This is a genomic window from Arcticibacter sp. (assembly GCF_053551015.1).
The window spans coordinates 15,931-36,103 of sequence record NZ_JBMQOB010000022.1; the positions used below are offsets into that span (position 1 = coordinate 15,931).

21 protein-coding genes and 1 tRNA gene are annotated in these 20,173 nt (G+C 45.6%); 12 read left to right on the forward strand and 10 right to left on the reverse strand.

The features are described from left to right. Window positions 1-9 precede the first annotated feature (9 nt). Entirely contained in the window at window positions 10-528 is a 519-nt protein-coding gene (locus ACO1NU_RS15415) for a carboxypeptidase-like regulatory domain-containing protein (RefSeq protein WP_448819392.1), read from the reverse strand. Between the two features lie 327 nt (window positions 529-855). Here ACO1NU_RS15415 and ACO1NU_RS15420 point away from each other — a divergent pair, with 327 nt between their 5' ends. The 6 genes from ACO1NU_RS15420 (at window position 856) to ACO1NU_RS15445 (ending at window position 6,920) form a co-directional block, all read left to right on the forward strand. Next, the gene (locus tag ACO1NU_RS15420; RefSeq protein WP_448819393.1) at window positions 856-2,397 is read left to right on the forward strand and encodes a PQQ-dependent sugar dehydrogenase; all 1,542 of its coding nucleotides are present in this window, start codon (window positions 856-858) and stop codon (window positions 2,395-2,397) included. A gap of 93 nt (window positions 2,398-2,490) precedes the next feature. Next, the gene (locus ACO1NU_RS15425; protein ID WP_448819394.1) at window positions 2,491-3,060 is read left to right on the forward strand and encodes a DUF4256 domain-containing protein; all 570 of its coding nucleotides are present in this window, start codon (window positions 2,491-2,493) and stop codon (window positions 3,058-3,060) included. Window positions 3,061-3,182: 122 nt separating this feature from the next. Beyond that, window positions 3,183-4,064: an SDR family oxidoreductase gene (locus tag ACO1NU_RS15430; RefSeq protein WP_448819395.1), complete on the forward strand. Its 882-nt coding sequence runs from the start codon at window positions 3,183-3,185 to the stop codon at window positions 4,062-4,064. Between the two features lie 45 nt (window positions 4,065-4,109). Beyond that, window positions 4,110-4,865 (forward strand): SDR family oxidoreductase, encoded by a 756-nt coding sequence (locus tag ACO1NU_RS15435; RefSeq protein WP_448819396.1) that lies wholly within the window; start codon window positions 4,110-4,112, stop codon window positions 4,863-4,865. Window positions 4,866-4,919: 54 nt separating this feature from the next. Next, window positions 4,920-5,831 (forward strand): helix-turn-helix domain-containing protein, encoded by a 912-nt coding sequence (locus ACO1NU_RS15440; protein ID WP_448819397.1) that lies wholly within the window; start codon window positions 4,920-4,922, stop codon window positions 5,829-5,831. A 273-nt stretch (window positions 5,832-6,104) separates the two neighbouring features. Beyond that, complete coding sequence (locus ACO1NU_RS15445; protein ID WP_448819398.1) at window positions 6,105-6,920, forward strand: alpha/beta fold hydrolase; 816 nt, start codon at window positions 6,105-6,107, stop codon at window positions 6,918-6,920. Window positions 6,921-7,038: 118 nt separating this feature from the next. Here ACO1NU_RS15445 and ACO1NU_RS15450 read toward each other — a convergent pair. The 7 genes from ACO1NU_RS15450 to ACO1NU_RS15480 all read right to left on the reverse strand — a co-directional run bounded on the left by ACO1NU_RS15450 (window position 7,039) and on the right by ACO1NU_RS15480 (window position 14,358). Continuing rightward, window positions 7,039-7,126: transfer RNA gene (locus tag ACO1NU_RS15450), tRNA-Ser, on the reverse strand. A 61-nt stretch (window positions 7,127-7,187) separates the two neighbouring features. Then, window positions 7,188-8,234 carry an asparaginase gene (locus ACO1NU_RS15455; protein ID WP_106295201.1) on the reverse strand — a complete coding sequence of 349 codons (1,047 nt, stop codon included), beginning with the start codon at window positions 8,232-8,234 and terminating at the stop codon, window positions 7,188-7,190. Between the two features lie 50 nt (window positions 8,235-8,284). Next, window positions 8,285-9,049: a TatD family hydrolase gene (locus ACO1NU_RS15460; protein WP_448819399.1), complete on the reverse strand. Its 765-nt coding sequence runs from the start codon at window positions 9,047-9,049 to the stop codon at window positions 8,285-8,287. A gap of 80 nt (window positions 9,050-9,129) precedes the next feature. Beyond that, window positions 9,130-11,040, reverse strand: coding sequence for a molecular chaperone DnaK (gene dnaK / locus ACO1NU_RS15465; RefSeq protein ID WP_448819400.1), 1,911 nt, complete (start codon window positions 11,038-11,040; stop codon window positions 9,130-9,132). A 143-nt stretch (window positions 11,041-11,183) separates the two neighbouring features. Beyond that, window positions 11,184-12,272, reverse strand: a complete 1,089-nt coding sequence (locus ACO1NU_RS15470) for an FKBP-type peptidyl-prolyl cis-trans isomerase (RefSeq protein WP_448819401.1) — start codon at window positions 12,270-12,272, stop codon at window positions 11,184-11,186. 82 nt (window positions 12,273-12,354) lie between these two features. Next, window positions 12,355-13,335, reverse strand: a complete 981-nt coding sequence (locus ACO1NU_RS15475) for an FKBP-type peptidyl-prolyl cis-trans isomerase (RefSeq protein ID WP_448819402.1) — start codon at window positions 13,333-13,335, stop codon at window positions 12,355-12,357. Between the two features lie 12 nt (window positions 13,336-13,347). Beyond that, window positions 13,348-14,358 (reverse strand): DHH family phosphoesterase, encoded by a 1,011-nt coding sequence (locus tag ACO1NU_RS15480; RefSeq protein ID WP_448819701.1) that lies wholly within the window; start codon window positions 14,356-14,358, stop codon window positions 13,348-13,350. A 152-nt stretch (window positions 14,359-14,510) separates the two neighbouring features. Between ACO1NU_RS15480 and ACO1NU_RS15485 the strand changes: the two genes are divergently transcribed. The 3 genes from ACO1NU_RS15485 to ACO1NU_RS15495 all read left to right on the forward strand — a co-directional run bounded on the left by ACO1NU_RS15485 (window position 14,511) and on the right by ACO1NU_RS15495 (window position 16,479). Then, a complete protein-coding gene (locus tag ACO1NU_RS15485) occupies window positions 14,511-14,930 on the forward strand; it encodes a nucleoside-diphosphate kinase (protein WP_448819403.1) in 420 nt (139 codons plus the stop codon). 257 nt (window positions 14,931-15,187) lie between these two features. Further along, window positions 15,188-15,613 carry a nuclear transport factor 2 family protein gene (locus ACO1NU_RS15490; RefSeq protein ID WP_448819404.1) on the forward strand — a complete coding sequence of 142 codons (426 nt, stop codon included), beginning with the start codon at window positions 15,188-15,190 and terminating at the stop codon, window positions 15,611-15,613. 440 nt (window positions 15,614-16,053) lie between these two features. Next, window positions 16,054-16,479, forward strand: a complete 426-nt coding sequence (locus ACO1NU_RS15495; RefSeq protein ID WP_448819405.1) for a nuclear transport factor 2 family protein — start codon at window positions 16,054-16,056, stop codon at window positions 16,477-16,479. 53 nt (window positions 16,480-16,532) lie between these two features. Here the strand turns inward: ACO1NU_RS15495 and ACO1NU_RS15500 are convergent, their stop codons facing one another. Then, entirely contained in the window at window positions 16,533-16,823 is a 291-nt protein-coding gene (locus ACO1NU_RS15500) for a DUF721 domain-containing protein (RefSeq protein ID WP_448819406.1), read from the reverse strand. Continuing rightward, a complete protein-coding gene (recF, locus tag ACO1NU_RS15505) occupies window positions 16,804-17,919 on the reverse strand; it encodes a DNA replication/repair protein RecF (RefSeq protein ID WP_448819407.1) in 1,116 nt (371 codons plus the stop codon). Before recF ends, ACO1NU_RS15500 begins: the two co-directional genes overlap by 20 nt. 395 nt (window positions 17,920-18,314) lie before the next feature. Here recF and ACO1NU_RS15510 point away from each other — a divergent pair, with 395 nt between their 5' ends. The 3 genes from ACO1NU_RS15510 (at window position 18,315) to ytxJ (ending at window position 20,084) form a co-directional block, all read left to right on the forward strand. Continuing rightward, a complete protein-coding gene (locus ACO1NU_RS15510) occupies window positions 18,315-18,992 on the forward strand; it encodes a tetratricopeptide repeat protein (RefSeq protein ID WP_448819408.1) in 678 nt (225 codons plus the stop codon). Window positions 18,993-19,070: 78 nt separating this feature from the next. Then, window positions 19,071-19,562: a 6,7-dimethyl-8-ribityllumazine synthase gene (gene ribH / locus ACO1NU_RS15515; RefSeq protein ID WP_448819409.1), complete on the forward strand. Its 492-nt coding sequence runs from the start codon at window positions 19,071-19,073 to the stop codon at window positions 19,560-19,562. A gap of 192 nt (window positions 19,563-19,754) precedes the next feature. Beyond that, on the forward strand, window positions 19,755-20,084 hold the full coding sequence (ytxJ, locus tag ACO1NU_RS15520; protein WP_448819410.1) for a bacillithiol system redox-active protein YtxJ: 330 nt from the start codon (window positions 19,755-19,757) through the stop codon (window positions 20,082-20,084). Window positions 20,085-20,173 lie beyond the last annotated feature (89 nt).

Consider the following 20,173-nt stretch of genomic DNA (forward strand, 5'->3'; position numbering starts at 1 on the left):
GCCTGTACCTCATACCTGCACGCTCATTCCCTTTCCAGGTGATCCGGTGGTCTGCTTAACGTTCACACCTGCCATCTGACCTACCATCGCCTGGTCGACTCGCTGTACGGGTCGCTCCTCCAGATTATCGGCATTGAACGTCGCCACGGCTCCGGTCAGGCTTCCCTTTTTCTGAGTACCGTAACCGATCACCACAACCTCTTCAAGGCTCTTGGTTGAAGAGCTCATCTGAACATTAAGCACCGGGTTAGCGCCCACGGTTACCTGCTGATCGTTATAGCCGATATATTTAAAAATCAGCACCTGGCCTGGAGATGCTGTGATCGTGAACTTACCTTGCGTATCGGTTGCCGTTCCTGTCGATGTACCTTTAACGGTAACGGAAACGCCAGGCAGGGTTTCTTTATCCGTCGCGTCGGATACCTGTCCCGATATTTTTGTTTGGGCATAAGACCTGTTCAGGAAGAAACAGATCAGAAGAAAGAACAAATATGTCCCACTTCTTAAAAAGCATAAAATGGCTTTCATAGAGTTTAATTGTTTGGTTAAAAGATGTAGTAATTAACGGTAAATTAATTGGCCAGCGCGATGTCTGGGTAGCTGTTGTATAAACTTAGAAGATACTGAGCAAAGTTGCATCCTGCTGCATCCTGCATCAACTTACTTCCTCCGTGACCTTCAGAGGAAGGTTATGCTTTCCAAAACCAGAGCCCTCCCGATCTGTTATGAAGGTGAGCGAAGCTCATAATAATCTATCTATCTGACACTTGGAAAAGAGCCTTATCGCGGATCATACAGGATCTAACTAATTCTGCATGCCTGTGATTCGGGAAGCTTTTCTGCAACGCTATCTGAATGATGAAAAACATATTTACTTTATCAGCCCTGCTATTACTTAGCCTCGGGGGAAGGGCTCAGTCTGATGTGCCGCTGGAAGATGCTCAGTTCGGCATTCGTATTGTGGCCGACAAGCTGAGCGATCCGTGGGAGCTCACAAATGCACCAGATGGTCATCTCTGGGTGACCGAGTCGAAGGGGTACCGCGTGCTGCGAATAGATCCTGCAAACGGAAAGAAGCAGGTGCTGCTCGACATCAACCAGCAGAGAAAGTTTCCGCGATTCGACAAAAAAGCAGGGAGTGCACCCTGGCCTCAGGGAGGACTGATGGGAATGGCCCTGCATCCCTCTTTACTAAAGGGCAAACCCTTTGTGTACCTGGCCTACATCTATGAATATAAAGGCAATCCGGGCAATGTAGACGGTGGCACAGAGGGAGGTGGGCATAAATTCACCCAGCGCGTAGTGAGATACACCTATGATATGAAGGCTGGCAGATTGCATCAGCCTGTGGTTCTTTGTGATACCGTACCTGCCAGTAACGACCATAATGGAGGCAGACTGCTGATTGCTCCTGTAGAGGGCAAGCCTTACCTCTTCTTCAGCATTGGCGATATGGGTGCGGGGCAGTTCTCCAACGGTGCCAGGTTAAACAAGGCACAGAATAAACAAAGCTATGAAGGAAAGGTGCTCCGCTTCAATCTGGAGCAGGATACAGATGCCGGCAAGGGTGATCAATGGATCCCGAACGACAATCCGTTTAATAGCCCCCGTCAGAGTGCAGTATGGACCTTGGGTCACCGCAATCCCCAGGGGCTGGCTTACCTTTCGGATAATGGCAAAGACCGGCTGTACGCCGTGGAACATGGCCCCTACTCCGACGACGAGGTCAACCTCATCGAGAAGGGAAGCAATTACGGACATCCTCTTGTCCTTGGTTATGATGATGGGAATTACAATGGTCTTGCTGCCTCGGTTTCTGATAAGGAGCAATATCCGGGCATCTGGAATACCAGCTATCCACTGATTAAAGACGAAAAGGCAAATGCCCGCGAGATAGGCGACAGCTACAGAAATCCGATCACTAGCTTCTATCCGACCGGGAACCAATTACTGACAGCACTCTTCAAGAAGGTCGTGGCAGGCGGGAGGCAGGAGTGGCAGTCGTTTGCCCCCTCAAGCGTGGCAGCCTATCATTCTGATGCAATCCCAGGCTGGAAGAATTCTTTGCTGATCAGCACCCTCAAAGGAGCGCGACTGCTCAGGGTGAAGCTGGATAACAACGGAAAGGTTGCCAACAGTAACGTGTATGAATACGCAAGAGGCAAGGTGCGTTACCGCGATGTTGCCGTTTCTGAAGATGGATTGAAGCTCTATCTTGCGGTGGATAGCTCATCGGTAAGCTCCGGTCCCTCGAAGGCTGATCCGAAAGAAGTATCCTACAGAGGCTGCATCCTTGAATTGAGCTATAAATCAGCTTCTGCCCAAACCAATAAGGCTGAAACGATCAATAGAGAAGCATTGCCGCCTGCAAAAAGGAGAGAACAGGAGCAGAATTAGTTTGAAGTAAAATATGTAATTTAGAAAGAAGGTTCCACGTGGTGCTTTTCCCTGTTCTAAGCTGTACATCGAACTTATCAAACCTCACTAAGCATGAGCGCTACTCTTCAAAGTCCAACCAAACTGTCTCAGGAACAGCGGGATCAACTTCTGCAGGTATTAAGATCCCGCTTTGAAAAGAATATGACCCGGCATGAAAATGTAGATTGGGAGCATGTACGTAGCACACTGGAAGCAGACTCCCGAAAGCTATGGTCGCTCTATGAAATGGAAAGAACGGGAGGTGAGCCGGATGTTATTTTCCTGAACGGCGATACATGGGCATTTATCGACTGTTCAGCCGAAAGTCCCAAAGGCCGCAGGAGCATCTGCTATGACCGTGCAGCGCTGGATTCCAGAAAAGAAAACAAGCCTTCCGGCAACGCACTCGAAATGGCGGAAAACATGGGCATCCAAATTTTGAATGAGGAGCAATACAGGCATTTGCAGCAATTCGGAGAGTTCGACATCAAAACCTCCAGCTGGATAGAAACGCCACCCGCTATCCGGAAGCTCGGAGGAGCACTGTTCTGCGACCGCCGCTATAATACCGTCTTTACCTACCACAATGGAGCCGAGTCGTACTATGGCGCAAGAGGCTTCCGTGGCATGCTGATCATCTGAAGATGGGCGGGCCCGGCTAGCTGTGCATTTTCAAAGCACCTTCTTTTTGACTACAACAACAGCAGATCTGGCTACAAGCATTCTTATCCTGTTCCTGAAATTTGAATATCAAAATCAACAAGATGAAAATATTGGTAACAGGAGCCTCCGGCTTTGTAGGCTCTGCAGTAGTGAACAGTCTTTTAGCCGCCGGGCACCAGGTCACCGGTCTTGTACGTTCACGGGAGGCAGCATCTAAGCTGGAATCTCTCGGGGCACAGCCTATACCTGGCACCCTGGAAGATCTGAACATCCTTAAACAAAGCGCTAGGCAAGCCGATGGTGTCATCCACACCGCTTTTAATCACAACTTCAATGAATACGCCACCGCTGCGGAAGCAGACAAAAAAGCCATTGAGGCTTTAGGAGAGGCATTGAAAGGTACGGCGAGGCCCTTGATCGTTACCGGTGGCCTCTTAGGCATACGCCCGGAAGGCGAGTTTATCACCGAGGCAGATGCAGCCTCTGCTTTCCCGAGAGCTTCAGAATCGACAGCGATGGCCCTGGCAGAACAGGGTATCAACGCCTCTGTCATTCGCCTCTCCTGCTCCGTACACGAAAAAGGCGATACCGGCTTCATCCCTTTCCTCATCAACCAGGCGCAGAAGAAGGGCATATCCGCCTACGTTGGAGATGGTAGCAATCGCTGGCCAGCGGTGCATCGGCTTGATGCAGCAGAACTATTCAGGCTGGCGGTCGAGAATCCTACAAGAGGTGCCAGATACAATGCCGTTGCCGACCAGGGGTTCTCCTTAAAACAGCTGGCCGGAAGGATTGGCGAACGCCTTCATCTCCCCGCACAGTCAATAGCCGAGGATCAGGTCGCACAGCACTTCGAATGGATGAGCATGTTTATTACTTTAGACGCAGCCGCGACCAGCTATGATACGCAAACGACGCTAGGCTGGAAACCTTCTCAGCCGAGTTTACTAGAAGACATGGAGATGAACTACTTTTCTTCCTGATTAAAATACAACAATAAACACCAGAATATTTAGCAAAAAACAACCATGAGCAAAATAGCATTAGTAACAGGCGGAAGCCGCGGGCTCGGCAGAAACATGTCGATCGCACTAGCCAAAAAAGGTCTCGACGTCATACTGACCTACAATTCCAACAAGGAGGCAGCCGATGAGGTAGTGGCCGGTATCCAGGCACTCGGACAGAATGCCTACTCCCTTCAGCTCGACACAAGCAACATCCATGTTTTTGACACTTTCCATCAGCAACTCACCAACCTACTAAACGAGAAGGCCGGTCACCCGGGAATCGACTACCTCATTAACAACGCAGGTACAGCATTATACGCCCCCATCGCAGAGGTCACAGAACAACAGCTGGACGATATCTTCAACATTCACTTCAAAGGCGTATTCTTCTTAACCCAGAAACTGCTGCCGCTGATAAATGATGGAGGTGGTATTATCAATATCTCTTCAGGGCTTACCCGCCTGACCATGCCGGGGTCTTCCGTTTACGCAGCTCAGAAAACAGCAGTAGAAACCCTCTCCCGGTACATGGCTCAGGAGCTCGGTCCAAGGAAAATCAGAGTGAATGTATTAGCTCCCGGAGCAATAGAAACGGATTTCGGAGGTGGGCGTACTCGTGATAACAAGGAAATCAATGCACGCATAGCCGGCTTTACTGCCCTGGGTCGTGTAGGCTTACCTGGTGATATTGGCGGAGTAGTGGCATTCCTGTGTACCGATGATGCCTATTGGATCAACGGACAGCGCATCGAAGTATCAGGCGGTCAGGGCTTGTAAAAGAACAAAATACACCAGCATTCCCTACTTTAGTATTCTAAAAAGAAGTAAAAGATGTCAAAGCCCATCAGAATAAAGTCCATCAGTGAATACCACCGCTTGAGGGGACTGCCCCAGCCTGAGCACCCCCTGATCAGTGTGGTAGATTATTCAACGATGAACTTTAATGCGAATGACATCAGGCAGAGCTTTATGACAGATTACTATTCCATTTCTATAAAAAGGGGGATTGGCAAGATGCATTATGGGCAGCAACAATACGACTTCGACGAGGGAGTCATGTATTTCCTGGCACCCAATCAGGTACTGGGAGTAGAACCTGCACAACAAACAGACCATCCGAGGTCAGGATGGATCTTATTGATCCATCCTGACTTTCTTTGGAACACAGCTCTGGCTAAAAACATCAAGCAGTATAAATATTTTGACTACTCGGTAAACGAAGCCCTCTTCCTTTCAGAAAAAGAAGAGGCTGTCATCAACGGGATTATTCAAAACATCCAACAGGAGTACCACAGTAACATCGACCAGTTTAGCCAGAATATCATCATCTCGCAGATAGAGACCTTGCTGAACTATGCCGAACGATTCTACCAAAGGCAGTTTATCACCCGGAAAATTACCAATCACCAGATACTTGGGCGACTTGAGCAACTGCTGGACGAATACTTTGAAAAAGATGATCTGATATCTAAAGGCTTGCCTACAGTGCAATACGTGGCTGACAACCTCAACGTCTCGCCAAGCTATCTGACCGGATTACTCAAAACCCTTACAGGGCAGAATACCCAACAACTCATCCACGACAAGCTCATCAAGAAAGCAAAGGAAAAACTTTCTACTACTAACCTTTCTGTAAGTGAAATAGCTTATGAACTCGGCTTTGAGCATTCCCAGTCGTTCAGCAAATTATTTAAAAGCAAGGCGGCAATCTCTCCACTCAAATTCAGACATTCTTTCAACTAATGGCAGATCATCTCTGAGCCTCGATGGAATGAAATACGCAAACGTTCGTTTTAAACTGAAAGCAATTCTTATCTTAATCTTCTTGCAGCGTAGTACACGTTTTGCTTAGCCCTCAATATTTTAGCAGTATAACAACTGTTATAGAAGGGAGATCTCAACAGAAACAAGCTTCATTTATTCTGTGCGACCACAATGAGAACGCCTGTAACTATGTAATTCATTAAAAAATTTCAGAAAACCTAATTTCTTAAACGATAATACTAATTTCATCCCATGAGTACAGCACATCAATTCAACGCACATTTAGAAAAGCCGATCGGCAGTGGCTATGCACCTGTTAATGATGTACAGGTCTATTATGAAGTATATGGTGAGGGTAAACCTGTCATTTTACTACACGGTGCGTTTATGACTATTCAGACAAACTGGGGAGAATTGATTAATGAGCTTTCGAAGACAAGGAAAGTCATTGCCCTGGAATTGCAAGGACATGGCCGTACCCCATTTTCAGAAAGAACCTTATCACGTGTCACTCTGGCAAGCGATATTGAGGGAGTAATGGATTACCTGAACATTGAGAGCGCCGACGTAGTAGGATATAGCTTCGGAGGCTCTGTAGCCTACCAGTTTGCCGTACAATGCCAGCAAAGGTTAAGAAAATTAGTGATTATCTCTTCTGCCTATAAAACGGAGGGCTGGATGTCCGAAACAAACGCAGCATTTAAAGCCATGAAGCCAGAATTCTTCACGAATACGCCTCTCCAGGAAGCCTATGATGCAGTAGCTCCCGATAAAACAAAATGGGTACCTTTCCTGGAAAAGATGATCGCTTTAGCAGGGCAACCCTATAACTCAGGAGATGAGAATATCGCGCACATTAGCTCTCCGGTATTACTGATTGCCGGCGACAATGATGGATTGGATAAAATAGAACTGATGAAGACGTACCAATTATTGGGAGGCGCAATAAACGCCGATATGAGCGGGCTGCCTAAATCACAATTGGCGATCCTGCCTGCGCAGGGACATGTAAGTCTGATGAGCCAGACACAAACACTATTCAGTTATCTGGATAGCTTCCTGGATTAACCACGACCTTGAATGAGTATTCGTATGGGCTACAGATAAGCAGGCCAAACTAGCAGGATTTTACGTAACCATATAAAAACAAAAAACCCACTGAAATTTCAGTGGGTTTTTAATTCAGCGGAGAGGGAGGGATTCGAACCCTCGATACCCTTTTGAGGTATACACACTTTCCAGGCGTGCTCTTTCGACCACTCAGACACCTCTCCTTTGGTGGGACGCAAAACTAAGAATTTCTGTCAGAACATCCCAAGCTTTGCAAAATAAATATTAAAATACCGTTTTAGACGCTACAGGCGAACTTTTGCTCAACTCACCCCGCAAGTTCGTTTCCAGTAAATGAGTAATACGTTCGGCAGTAAAGCCCCGACCCAACAAAAACATCAGCTTGGTAACCGCTGCCTCGTAAGACATGTCAAAACCACTCGCTACGCCCATATCCTTCAAAGGCCGGCTCGTTTCATACCTTCCCAACTCCACCGTTCCCACTTTACACTGCGAAATATCTAAGATCACCTTACCGTTGTCGATGGCCGACTGCAGGCAGTTCAGGAACCATTCATCCGTAGATGTGTTTCCCGCGCCAAACGTTTCCAGGATAATCGCACTTGTTGCTGAGTTCACAATCGCCTTTACTGTCTCCTGAGATATCCCCGGATAGAGCTTCAGTACCGCAATCGAGTTGTTAAGCTTCTTATGCACCCTGAAGATACACTCATCACATTTACGTATGCTGGAGTCATTATATCGCAGATGAACACCCGCTTCCGCAAGAACCGGATAATTAGGTGAACGGAATGCTTCAAATTTGGCAGAATTGTATTTAAATGCGCGGTTTCCCCTGAAAAGCTGGAAGTCGAAGTAAATACATACTTCCGGTACGCGGGCTTTGCCATTTTGCTTAGCGGAGGCAATCTCAAGAGCAGTGATCAGGTTCTCCTTCGCATCTGTACGAATCTCTCCGATCGGAAGTTGAGACCCCGTAAAGATCACCGGTTTATTCAGGCCTTCCAGCATAAAGCTCAGAGCCGAAGCCGTGAAAGCCATCGTATCAGAGCCATGAAGAACCACGAACCCGTCATACAAGGCATAATTCCGCTCAATGATATCCGCAAGCTCAATCCAGACCTCCGGCGTCATGTTCGAAGAGTCGATGATCTCAGCGAAAGAATGTACCGTTATCTCATAATTCAGACGTCTTAATTCCGGAACATTCTCAGTGATTAAGTTGAAGTCAAGAGGCATTAACGTACCCGTAACCTTATCCTGAACCATGCCTATGGTTCCCCCGGTATAAATAATGAGTACCTTTGTCATCTTAGCTCAGCTCTGTATTTTTTGATAAAGATAAAAAAGGAATGCATTTCTCAAATACCAAATATTCTTTTTGAATTTTCAGTAGTGACTTCAGCAACCTCTTCAATCCGTAAATTTTTTATAGCTGCAACCTTTGCAGCAATGTAGGGCAGGTAACTGCTTTCGTTAGTTTTACCTCTGAAGGGCACCGGCGCCAGGTAAGGTGAATCCGTTTCCAGAACGATATAATTCAGGTCGATCTGCTCAATCACCTTATCAAGTCCGGAATTCTTATACGTTAGCACGCCACCGATTCCCAGATAAAAGTTTAGTTCAATTATACGACGCGCCTGCTCGATAGTTCCCGAAAAACAATGAAAAATCCCTCTCAGTTTTTCGTCCTTCTCCTCCATCAGGATAGCATAAACCTCATCGAAGGCCTCGCGGCAATGAATGACGATCGGTAGATCCAGCTCCTTAGCCCATTTAATCTGCCTGCGGAAGGCGTCCTGCTGTATCGCAAGAGTGCTTTTATCCCAGTAAAGATCAATACCTATCTCCCCGATTGCCACCACTGATGACAGCTCATTGCTCCGAAGGAATTCCAACTCTTCCAGGTAATTCTCCTTCACATTGCAGGGGTGAAGACCTGTCATCGGAAAACAATAATCAGGATATTCATTCGTCAGGCCAGCCACCAAACCTAGTGACTCGCTGTCTACGTTCGGCAAAAAGAGCCTGGTCACATGGTTATCCAGGCAACGGTCCATCAATAGCTTCCGACTTTCCGTATCCGTTTCGTAATAAAGATGCGTGTGCGTGTCCGTAAAAATCATTAATGCAAATATCGTTCATTAGAAACAAAAAAGCCGCTTCAGAAAACTGAAACGGCTTTTTATATGACATTTATATTGTATTACTTAACTTCTTCGAAGTCAACATCAGTAACAGTGTCACCATTGTTGGCAGCATTTCCGCCAGTAGCTCCCGCTCCCGGATTAGCACCACCCTGAGCTCCTGGATCCTGAGTACCTTTGTACATATCCTCAGAAGCAGCAGTCCATGCAGTCTGCAACTCAGCCTGAGCTACGTCGATGTCAGCAAAGTTCTTCGCTGCATAAGCGTCCTTCAGCTTCGTTAAAGCACTTTCGATAGGCGCCTTCTTGTCAGCAGGAACCTTATCACCGTACTCGCTCAACTGTTTTTCAGTAGAGAAGATCAATGCGTCAGCAGCGTTCAGCTTGTCGATCTCTTCTTTTGCTTTTTTGTCAGATTCAGCATTTGCTTCTGCCTCTTCCTTCATCTTCTTGATCTCTTCATCTGTCAGACCTGAAGAAGCCTCAATACGGATCTTCTGCTCTTTACCAGTTGCCTTGTCTTTAGCAGACACGTGCAGGATACCGTTTGCATCAATATCGAAAGTTACTTCGATCTGAGGCACACCACGAGGTGCTGGTGGAATTCCATCTAAGTGGAAACGACCAATTGTACGGTTCTGGTTAGCCATAGGACGCTCACCCTGAAGGATGTGGATCTCTACTGATGGCTGGTTATCAGAAGCTGTAGAGAAAGTCTCTGACTTCTTGCTTGGGATAGTTGTGTTAGACTCGATTAACTTCGTCATTACACCACCCATAGTTTCGATACCTAAAGAAAGTGGAGTAACGTCAAGAAGCAATACATCTTTCACTTCTCCTGTTAATACACCACCCTGAATAGCAGCACCGATCGCAACAACCTCATCCGGGTTAACACCTTTTGAAGGCTCTTTTCCGAAGAAAGCTTTAACCGCATCCTGAATAGCAGGGATACGAGTAGAACCACCTACCAGGATGATCTCATCGATATCTGAAGTAGATAAGCCTGCATTTTTCAATGCTGAACGGCAAGGCTCAATAGTACGTTTGATCAGGCTATCTGCCAGTTGCTCAAATTTAGCACGGCTTAATGTACGCACTAAGTGCTTAGGACCGCTCTGATCAGCTGTGATATAAGGAAGGTTTACTTCTGTCTGTGTTGAACTTGAAAGCTCGATTTTTGCTTTTTCAGCAGCTTCCTTCAAACGCTGAAGCGCCATAGGATCTTTCGCAAGGTCCATTCCGTTTTCAGATTTGAACTCAGCAGCTAACCAGTCAATGATCACCTGATCGAAGTCATCACCACCAAGGTGAGTATCACCGTCAGTTGATTTTACTTCAAACACGCCATCACCCAATTCCAGGATAGACACGTCATGAGTACCACCACCGCAGTCAAAAACAGCGATCTTCATATCCTTATGAGCTTTATCCAGACCGTATGCTAAAGCAGCAGCTGTAGGCTCATTGATGATACGTTTAACAGTTAATCCAGCAATCTCACCAGCTTCTTTCGTAGCCTGACGCTGAGCATCGTTAAAGTATGCAGGAACAGTGATAACTGCTTCTGTAACTTCATGACCTAAGAAATCCTCAGCAGTCTTCTTCATTTTCTGAAGAACCATTGCAGAAATTTCCTGAGGTGTATATTTACGACCGTCGATATCAACGCGTGGAGTGTTGTTATCACCTTTAACTACCGCATAAGGTACACGCTCTAACTCACGGGATACTTCATTGAAGCCATTTCCCATGAAACGCTTGATCGAATAAATCGTTTTTGTAGGGTTAGTGATTGCCTGACGCTTTGCAGGATCTCCGACCTTACGCTCTCCGTTTTCAACAAACGCAACAATTGATGGTGTTGTGCGTTTTCCCTCGCTGTTGGCTATAACTACAGGCTCATTACCTTCCATTACGGCAACGCAAGAGTTTGTTGTTCCTAAGTCGATACCAATAATCTTTGACATATTATATTCTCTATTAAATTCTTTAAAATCAATAACACTCTTACTTATCAATGCCTATGCCAACATTCCAATTAAACACTTTGTCATAACATGAGCCGTATCAGACAAGTAAAGAAAACGCAGGAAATGACAAGATGACAGAACTACTTCTTTTTAGTTGCAGTCGTTGTCTTCTTCGCAGGAGTACTTTTGATAGGAGCCTTCAGCTTTGGTGCAGAAGGCTTTCGTACTGCAGGTGCCTTCTTCGGTGCTTGCACGGTCTTCTTAACCGGCACCACCTTTACTAATTCCACCTCAAAGTCGAGCGTACTGAACGGAGCAATATCCTGCCCTGCACCGCGCGGACCGTAAGCCAGGCTCGACGGGATCAGAAAGCGTGCCTTTGATCCCTCATTAAGTAGCAACAAGCCTTCGTCCCAACCTGGGATTACTTCTCCTTCGCCAACCACAAAGCTGATGGGCTCATAATTGCGGCCTGGTTGCTCCAACCCGCCTTTCTTCGCCTCTGCTTCAATGCTCGAGTCGAATAATTTACCGCTAAGGGTACGGCCGATATAGTTCACATATACCGTATCACCCGCCACAGGACGCACTTTTGTTGTCGGACGCAGCACAGTATAGCGTAAACCTGAAGGCGTTGACATCATCTTCAGCTGGTTCTTTGAAACAAAGGCCTCCAGAATGCTCACCTCATTTACCTTCAATGAATCGGCAGTCTTTGCCTGCGCATCCATCATCTTCTGGCGTTCTGACATAGCCTGCTCCATCGACTGCACTTTATCTACCCTGATCACAAACTGCAGGCTGCTTCCTGCAGGAAAGAATGAAGGACGCTCCATCTGACCATCCTTGAACAAAGAGTCTGCAGGGATTTTAACCAATGCACTATCCTTCTCTCCCATCAAAGGGAAGAAGTACATCAGATCGGCAATGTTCCGGCTACTGTCTACCGCAATGGTAACAGGCCTTCCGGCTTCGAATGAATTGAATAGCACGGAATCCTTATCCGTTTTCTGAATGAAGTTAAACGTGATCACGTCATTCATCTTGATCTTTTCCGAAGCATTCGGTGTGAAGATCTCATAAGAGACGCCATTAGGCATTACTACAGCCTTGCTCTGAGCCACCGCTGTTTGTGCCTTCTTGGATTTCGATGCCTTCTTCTTAGACTGGGCAGACACCTGCACCGACAATAAGAAAAGCAGCGCCAACAATATATTTCCTGATTTCATAATTAAGAGCTTATAAATTAAAAATCCGGCTGGGTATGAGCCAGCCGGACAAACAATATTTTAGAATGCAATCACTGTATAATTAGTGACCGTGACCATCACCTGCTGAATGGCCAGGAGCCATTGGAGCCGCAGGAGCTGCTGATCCCGGAACAGGTTTAATGATATCCAATACTTCCATTTCGAATACCAATGGCATAAACGGAGGGATAATCTGGCTTCCCTGCTCACCATAAGCTAATTTCGAAGGAATGATAAATTTCACTTTGCTACCTTTAGAAAGCAACAGCAAACCTTCATCAAAACCAGGGATAGTCGCATTTACACCAGCAGGAACCTTCATAGGCTCATAAGGGCGCATTGGGTTGAATAATCCCGGAGTTTTCTTTGCAGTTTCCAATACACTGGTATCGAATACTTTACCAGTCAGGAAGCTACCTGTATAGTTTAATTTAACTGTATCACCAACAGCTGGTTTGGCACCATTTCCTTCTTTCTCAACTACGTAGTTAAGACCAGAAGCAGTTACAGTTGGTTTCAAGTTGTTTGAAGCGATGTAGCCGCTGATCTTTCCAGCTTCCTGGTTTTTCGCTTTCGCAACTTCTGCCTTCAGGTACTCATCAACTTTACCCTGAAACAGGCTGTCAGTTAAAGTTCCTTTAGGAATTACTTTATCAACCTTGAAAGTGAAGATCATGTACTTGCCTTTTGTATTCTCAGGCTTCGGCATGTTCATCTTTGCCTGCAAAGAATCCAGGTTGATTTTGAAAGTTGCACTGTCACCTTCACTCAACATCGCCAAAGCGGCGTAGATATCTCCCTTGAATGCAGACTTCTGCTGAGCAACAAACATCGGTCTGTCGTAATCGTATGAATTGGAAAGTACTGAATCTTCCTCAGTTTTCTGGATAGCATGCAAAGCAACGAAGTCACCTTCTTTGATCGCCTCACCATCTTTATCCTGGTGAATGATGTATTGCATATCCCCCTCACCTTTTTTAAACTGTTTGCAGCTAGTAAATGCTAACGCTGCAACTCCCAACATAATTAAGCTTTTGTTCATTTTATTTTGTGGTTACTGTATTAATAGACTTTTATATTCAACTAGAATCTCTTTAAACTTGGCAACGGTTGCATCCAGCGACAGGTCCGACTGTCCTCCCGCTGCATTACGGTGACCTCCGCCTTTGAAATACTTCTTACAGATCTCGTTCGCAGGAAAATCTCCGGTGGAGCGCAAAGACAACTTTACTAAATCCGGGCGTTCGATGATCAATGCGGCCAGGCGGATACCATTTATCGTCAACGCGTAGTTCACGAGGCCTTCCGAATCTCCCGTTGAGATGGAGAACTCCTTTAGCTCATCTGCCGAAACATGGATCAGTGCGGCGTTATACTCCGGCAATACCTCCAGCTTGTTCAGCAAACAATGACCTAAGAAGCGTAAACGGCTTTCAGAGAAGTTATCGTATACCAGCTGATGTATTTTCCAGTTTTCTGCCCCCCTTGAAATTAAGTCAGCAACAATCAGATGCACCGCAGGCGTAGTTGTCGGAAAACGGAATGAACCGGAGTCAGTCATGATACCGGTATAAAGACAGGTGGCCACATCCTTATTGATCAGATCCTCTTCTTCCATCACTTTGCAGATGAATTCATAAACGAGCTGAGCTGTTGAGCAGGCGTTGATGCTCCAGTATCTGTAGTCGTCAAAATCCTGTGGCTCGAGATGATGATCGATCATGACTTTGATAGCTGCCGATTCTTCAACAGGTCCAGCCATATCGTAAATGCGGCTCAGCGCATTGAAGTCGAGGCAGAATATCAGTTCAGCATCCGCAATGTGCTGGTTACAGCCCTCTACATCCTGAGGATAAACCAGTACTTCCGGATTATTGGGAAGCCATTGAAGAAAGACAGGGTAGTCAGAAGGTGTGATCACCTTAACATGATGCCCTTTCTGAATCAGATAATTATAAAGCCCCAAGGATGAGCCCATTGCGTCGCCATCGGGTTTATGATGGGTGGTAATTACAATTCGCTTGGGTAAAGCCAATAATTCTTTAAGGGAGTTTATCTCTGGCATCATTTAATTAAAGAATGCAAAGCTATTAAAAACCTTGACGTTACAAAACCCAATAATTGCATACGTTACGCGCATGATCCCCGCTATTTACTTTTCTAAAATCTTTTATGCTCCAATTAAAATCATAATTTTGCAGCAATATATAAAAAACGATGGCAACAAACAGAACATTTACAATGATTAAACCAGATGGCATAGCAAACGGCCATATGGGAGCTATTCTTGATGATATCACGAAGGGGGGATTCAAAATCATCGCATTAAAATACACTAAACTTTCAGCTGAAACTGCTGGTGCATTTTATGCAGTACATAAAGAGCGTCCTTTCTACGCAGATCTTGTTTCTTTCATGAGTTCTGGTCCGATCATCGCAGCGATCCTGGAGAAAGACAACGCAGTAGAAGATTTCCGTAAACTGATCGGTGCAACTGACCCTACTAAAGCAGAGCCAGGAACAATCCGTAACAAATACGCAAAATCAATCGACGCAAACGCGGTTCACGGATCTGATTCTGACGAGAACGCAGAGATCGAAGGAAGCTTCTTCTTCTCTCAGTTAGAGCGTTTCTAATAAATCAATATAATACAAGAAAGGCTGCCCCAATGAGGCGGCCTTTCTTGTTTACGCCCTTTTTTTAATATCTCACTTCAATTTGCCCCCTTCTGGCGACCGGCCAAAAACAGCCCGCATTTTTTCGCCTCCTTAAATCCTGCATTCACCGAAAACTTCCCTTCACCGACCTAATACGCGTTTTCAAGCTGTGTTTTCTGTTCTACTTTTGATTCAACAAACAAGGACAAAAACTTAAAAACTTAAAACTCACTGATATGAAAACTCTTCAAACATTAACCGCCGCTTTCTTAATCGTATTTTCCATGAGCGCATTCGCAGCCAACGAACCAAGCAGCAAAAGAGCTGGAATGAACCATGCGGTACTGACCTACATTGACGCATTCACACAAGGCGACACCAGGGGACTTCCAGCCATTCTTGATGAAAACGTAAAGTTCAGCAGCACCAAAGCCGACAAAGTGGTAAGCTACAACCGCTCACAGATCGTTCAATCATTAAAACAACTTCAGAACATAAAACAGAACTGCGAAACCAGCTACAGCGTAATGGAGTACAACAACGCCCAGGCATTGGTAAAGGTGAACATGATCTATCAGGACTTCACCAAAGTGAATTATGTATTGATGGAAAACACATCTGAAGGCTGGAAGATCAAAAGTGTAACCAGCACCTACAACTAGTTCCTCTTCTTAACATTCTTCTTCATATATATACACTGCGACGGCTCCCTATACTGGAGCCGTCGCTATTTGCATTATAAAGGTTCTTCTTCTTCTTCTTCTTCTTCTTCTTCTTCTTCTTCTTCTTCTTCTTCTTCTGCTGCTGCTGCTGCTGCTGCTCCACAACCTTCATCACCCAAACCCCTCTAAAAACAACTCCAAACTCGCCAGAATTACCACTAACAAACCAGCCTTAAAACCAATTTAAGCCCGTTTTTCATCACCAAGCCATCCGATCTCCTGCCGGCCAAAAACAGCTCCTTTTTTTCACCGACACAAATCCCCCATTCACCGAAAACTACCCTCTACTGGCCTAATATGGGTTTTTCAGCGACGTTTTCTGTTCTACTTTTGATTCAACAAACAAGGACAAAAAACTCGAAACTTAAAAACTTACTGATATGAAAACCCTACAAACACTAACCGCAGCATTCCTGATCGTATTCTCTATGAGCGCCTTTGCAGCCGGAGAACCCAACAGCAAAAGGTTCAACATGAACTACGCAGTACAGACTTATATTGATGCCATGACAAAGGGCGACGTGAAAGAATTACCAGCTCTATTAGACGCAAACGTCAAGTTTAGCTGCACTCGTGCGAACACCGTTACAACGCACAGTAAATCACAGATCGTCAAATCGCTCAAAAGCATTCAGGATATCAAACAGAATTGCGAGACCAGCTACAAGGTACTTGAATACAACAAGGCTCAGGCCCTTGTAAAAGTGAGCATGAAATATCAGGATTTCATTAAAGTCAACTACGTGACCATGGAAAACTCAGCTGATGGCTGGAAGATCACCAACGTAACCAGCACCTTCAACTAATTTCCCCGTCTATATATATCATGCAAAAGGCTCCTTAAGGGAGCCTTTTCTATTTATAGAAATACAATTTCCTCGAGTACCTGACTCCCGGCACGTTCATTCATCTTCTCCAGGATCTGCGAACGAATCATCACCAGTTCGTTCTTCAAAACCGAAGACTCCACCCGGATGAACAGTTTTTTCTCCCGGATATATAGCTGCCGTGTCCGGTTAGCCACCGCAGGCCCCATCATCTCGGGCCATGCTGCCACCAGAGAAGTTTCGTCGAACTTCCGCTTCAGCTTATACACCCGCAGCATCTGCTCAATGGCTTCTTTAATCGGCTTATCGTTCGTTTTTCTCATGGCTTACTGTTCCTTTCGAAACTACAAAAGTAGTCAACTCCACGCCTATCGCTGCAAATATTCCCTCAATTCGCTCGCGGCTCGTATCGGTAATAAATATCTGTCCGAAATCATCATGAGAAACCATCGTCATCAGCTTCCGGATCCGCTTATCGTCCAGCTTGTCGAAGATATCATCCAGTAAGAGCAAAGGTTTATATCCTTTCTTCAGTTGAAGAAAACTGTACTGCGCCAGCTTCAGGGAGATCAGAAAGGACTTCTGTTGTCCCTGCGAACCAAACTTCTTCATCGGCATGCCGTGCACGCTGAAATTCAGATCATCTTTATGTATACCCATGGTAGTGCGCTGCAGAAAACGGTCACGCTCTACAGAACCCCTGAGCAGTTCATGGAAATCCTGATCAAACAGAGGCGATTCATATTTCAGCTCCGCCTGCTCGGCATCTTCCGTCAGGTACTGATAGTGCTTTTGAAACACAGGGATAAAAACCTCCATGAAGTCTTTCCTTTTCTGGAAAATCTTTTGTCCCGATGCAACAAGCTGGTCATCCAGGATTCCCAGCAACTCCGGGTCGTAGCTCCCCTGCTCGGCAATCGACTTAAGCATGGCATTCCGGTTCAGCAGATTTTTATTATACACGATCAGCTCATCCAGGTATTGTGCGTCCGTCTGCGAGATCACGTTGTCGATAAAGCGCCGGCGCTCCTCACTCCCTTCGGTAATGATATTGACATCGTTCGGCGAGATCATCACCGATGGGAAGAGGCCTATATGGTCAGCCAGACGCTGGTATTCTTTCTTGTTCCTTCTGAACTGCTTTTTCTGATTGCGTTTCAATGAGCAGGATATCACTTCCGGCACATCGTCCTTGTCGAACTTTCCCTGCACCATAAAGAAATCAGCCTGACTTCTGATCTGCTGGGTGTCAATTGGATTGAAGTAACTTTTACACAACGACAGATAATGTATCGCGTCGAGCAAATTGGTCTTACCCGCACCATTGTCGCCGGTAAAGGCATTTACCGCCGGCGAAAGCGACAGTTCCGCTTCTTCGTAATTCTTAAAATTGAGTAAAGTGAGTTTCTCCAGCCACATACGATCTGCTACAAACCTAGATAAAATCGGAGTATTTAGCTAATAACTTCGGCTCTTATTGTTTTAACATATCTTATCTTTTACTGTACAACTTAGCGAGTACATTGTAGATATTCAGTTGTACCAACTGGTGGCCAAACAGTATGTGCAGCCATATCTTAGCCACCTTCCAGCCACGGTGATGCCACGTTATTGCAAGAAAAGGTGGCATCACCGTGGCATCAACGTGGCTGCACCGTGGCTGCATTCTCAAGCAGGCCCCTACGTGAGGATAGCTTGAGTATAAATTATTCCAACAATAACTTTTACATTTCCAAAACAATTCCTCTTTTATTCAGCCGATCACTTGACAGTAACCCGTAAAAATGTATTTTTGCAAACTTTAACTAACGCAAATGGCGACAAATCAAACGGATACTACAACTCAGTCGAACATGATGAACAACCCAGGAGGTTTTGTGCAGGAGAATAAGAAAAGCCTGGCTATCATTGGAGGAGCTATAGTAGCACTTATTTTACTGTACATCGGATATCAGCAATTTTATCTGGCACCTCGCGCGAAGACAGCTGCCAACGAAATGTTTAAGGCAGAAGAATATGTAGCTGTTGATTCTCTTGCAGACAGAGCAATCAAAGGTGACGGTTCTTATCCTGGATTTGAAAAAATCGCTGAAGAGTACTCCAGCACGAAATCTGCAAACCTGGCCAATGCATACCTTGGCGGATTATATCTACAGAAAGGTGAATTCGAGAAAGCAGTAGATGCTCTTGGAAACTACAGCAGCACCGGAAGTCCTGTGATCGATCCGTTGGTATTAGGAATGACGGGAGACGCCTATTCAGAATTGAAAGAATACGACAAAGCAATCACCTATTACAAAAAGGCGGCTGATAAGTCAGACAATACTTTCACCGCTCCTCTTTTCTTAAAGAAACTAGGATTGGTTTATGAAGAGCAAAAAGACTTCAAAGCAGCGGCAGACGCTTATAACAAGATCAAAGAAAAATACCCTACCAGCTACGAGGCATCTGTTGTAGACGCCTATATCGCTCGTGCGGAAGCTCGCTTATAATAACACAAGTCACAATATTTACGAAATGGTTATCTTCAGGGTAACCATTTTTCATTTACAACGGTTTCAACAAAAGCTATGGCAACTCAGCTAAAAAATCTATCTGACTTTTCACACACAACAATACCATCATCAGCCGACTTCAAGTTTGCCATTATCACGGCACAGTGGAACGCTGAGGTTACCGGCGCACTCTACCAGGGCGCATACGATATGCTGATCCAGCAGGGCACCCCCGAAGAAAATATCATTTCGGTTGCCGTTCCAGGGAGCTACGAACTGATTGCCGGCGCAGAGATGATGCTGAGCGCACGTAAAGTTGACGCCGTAATCTGCCTTGGCTGTATTATTCAGGGAGATACCCCTCACTTTGACTATATCTGCAACGGTGTAGCCAATGGAATAGCAAACGTCGGCATCAAACACAGCGTGCCTGTCATCTTCGGAGTGCTTACCACGCTTAATCTGGAACAGGCGCAGGAAAGAGCCGGCGGAAAGCACGGAAATAAAGGCACTGAAGCTGCTGCTTCAGCCATACTAATGGCCGATCTGCAACGTTCATTAAAATAAACAATATCTTCAGCTGGCATGTTATTGTCATTGTTATACTTACTTTGCACATGAAAAGAATCGCTCTTGCGCTGTTGGTCTTAATTGTAGTATCAATCAGCTTACAATCCTGCTCCAACAAAGTGTGTCCTGCGTATAGTTCTTATCCGAAGTCACGAAGATAGTCAAGTCATCTTCCTCAACGCCTTTCCCATGAATTGGATCCAACTAGAATCATTGAAACAATTACAGGACATTAAAAATGCTCCTGGATATAGCGTCATATTTAAGCACAGCACCCGTTGCTCCATCAGTATGATGGCGAGAAAACGGTTCGAACTCGACAAGGAGGAAATCCCGGAAGGTACGCCATTGTATTTCCTTGATCTCATCAAACACAGAGATGTATCGGGTGCAATTGCTGAAATCTTCGACGTACACCACGAATCGCCTCAGGTACTGGTCATCAAGGATGGTGTATGTGTTTACCATGCTTCACATGGTGACATCTCTGCTGACCTCGTGTCTGCACACCTTTCTTAATTTTTTAAGCTCTGAATAAATACCAGGCGCCGTTAAGAACCAATGTCTATTAAACTCAGCTGATAAAACGCGGAGCCGTGTCGGTGTAT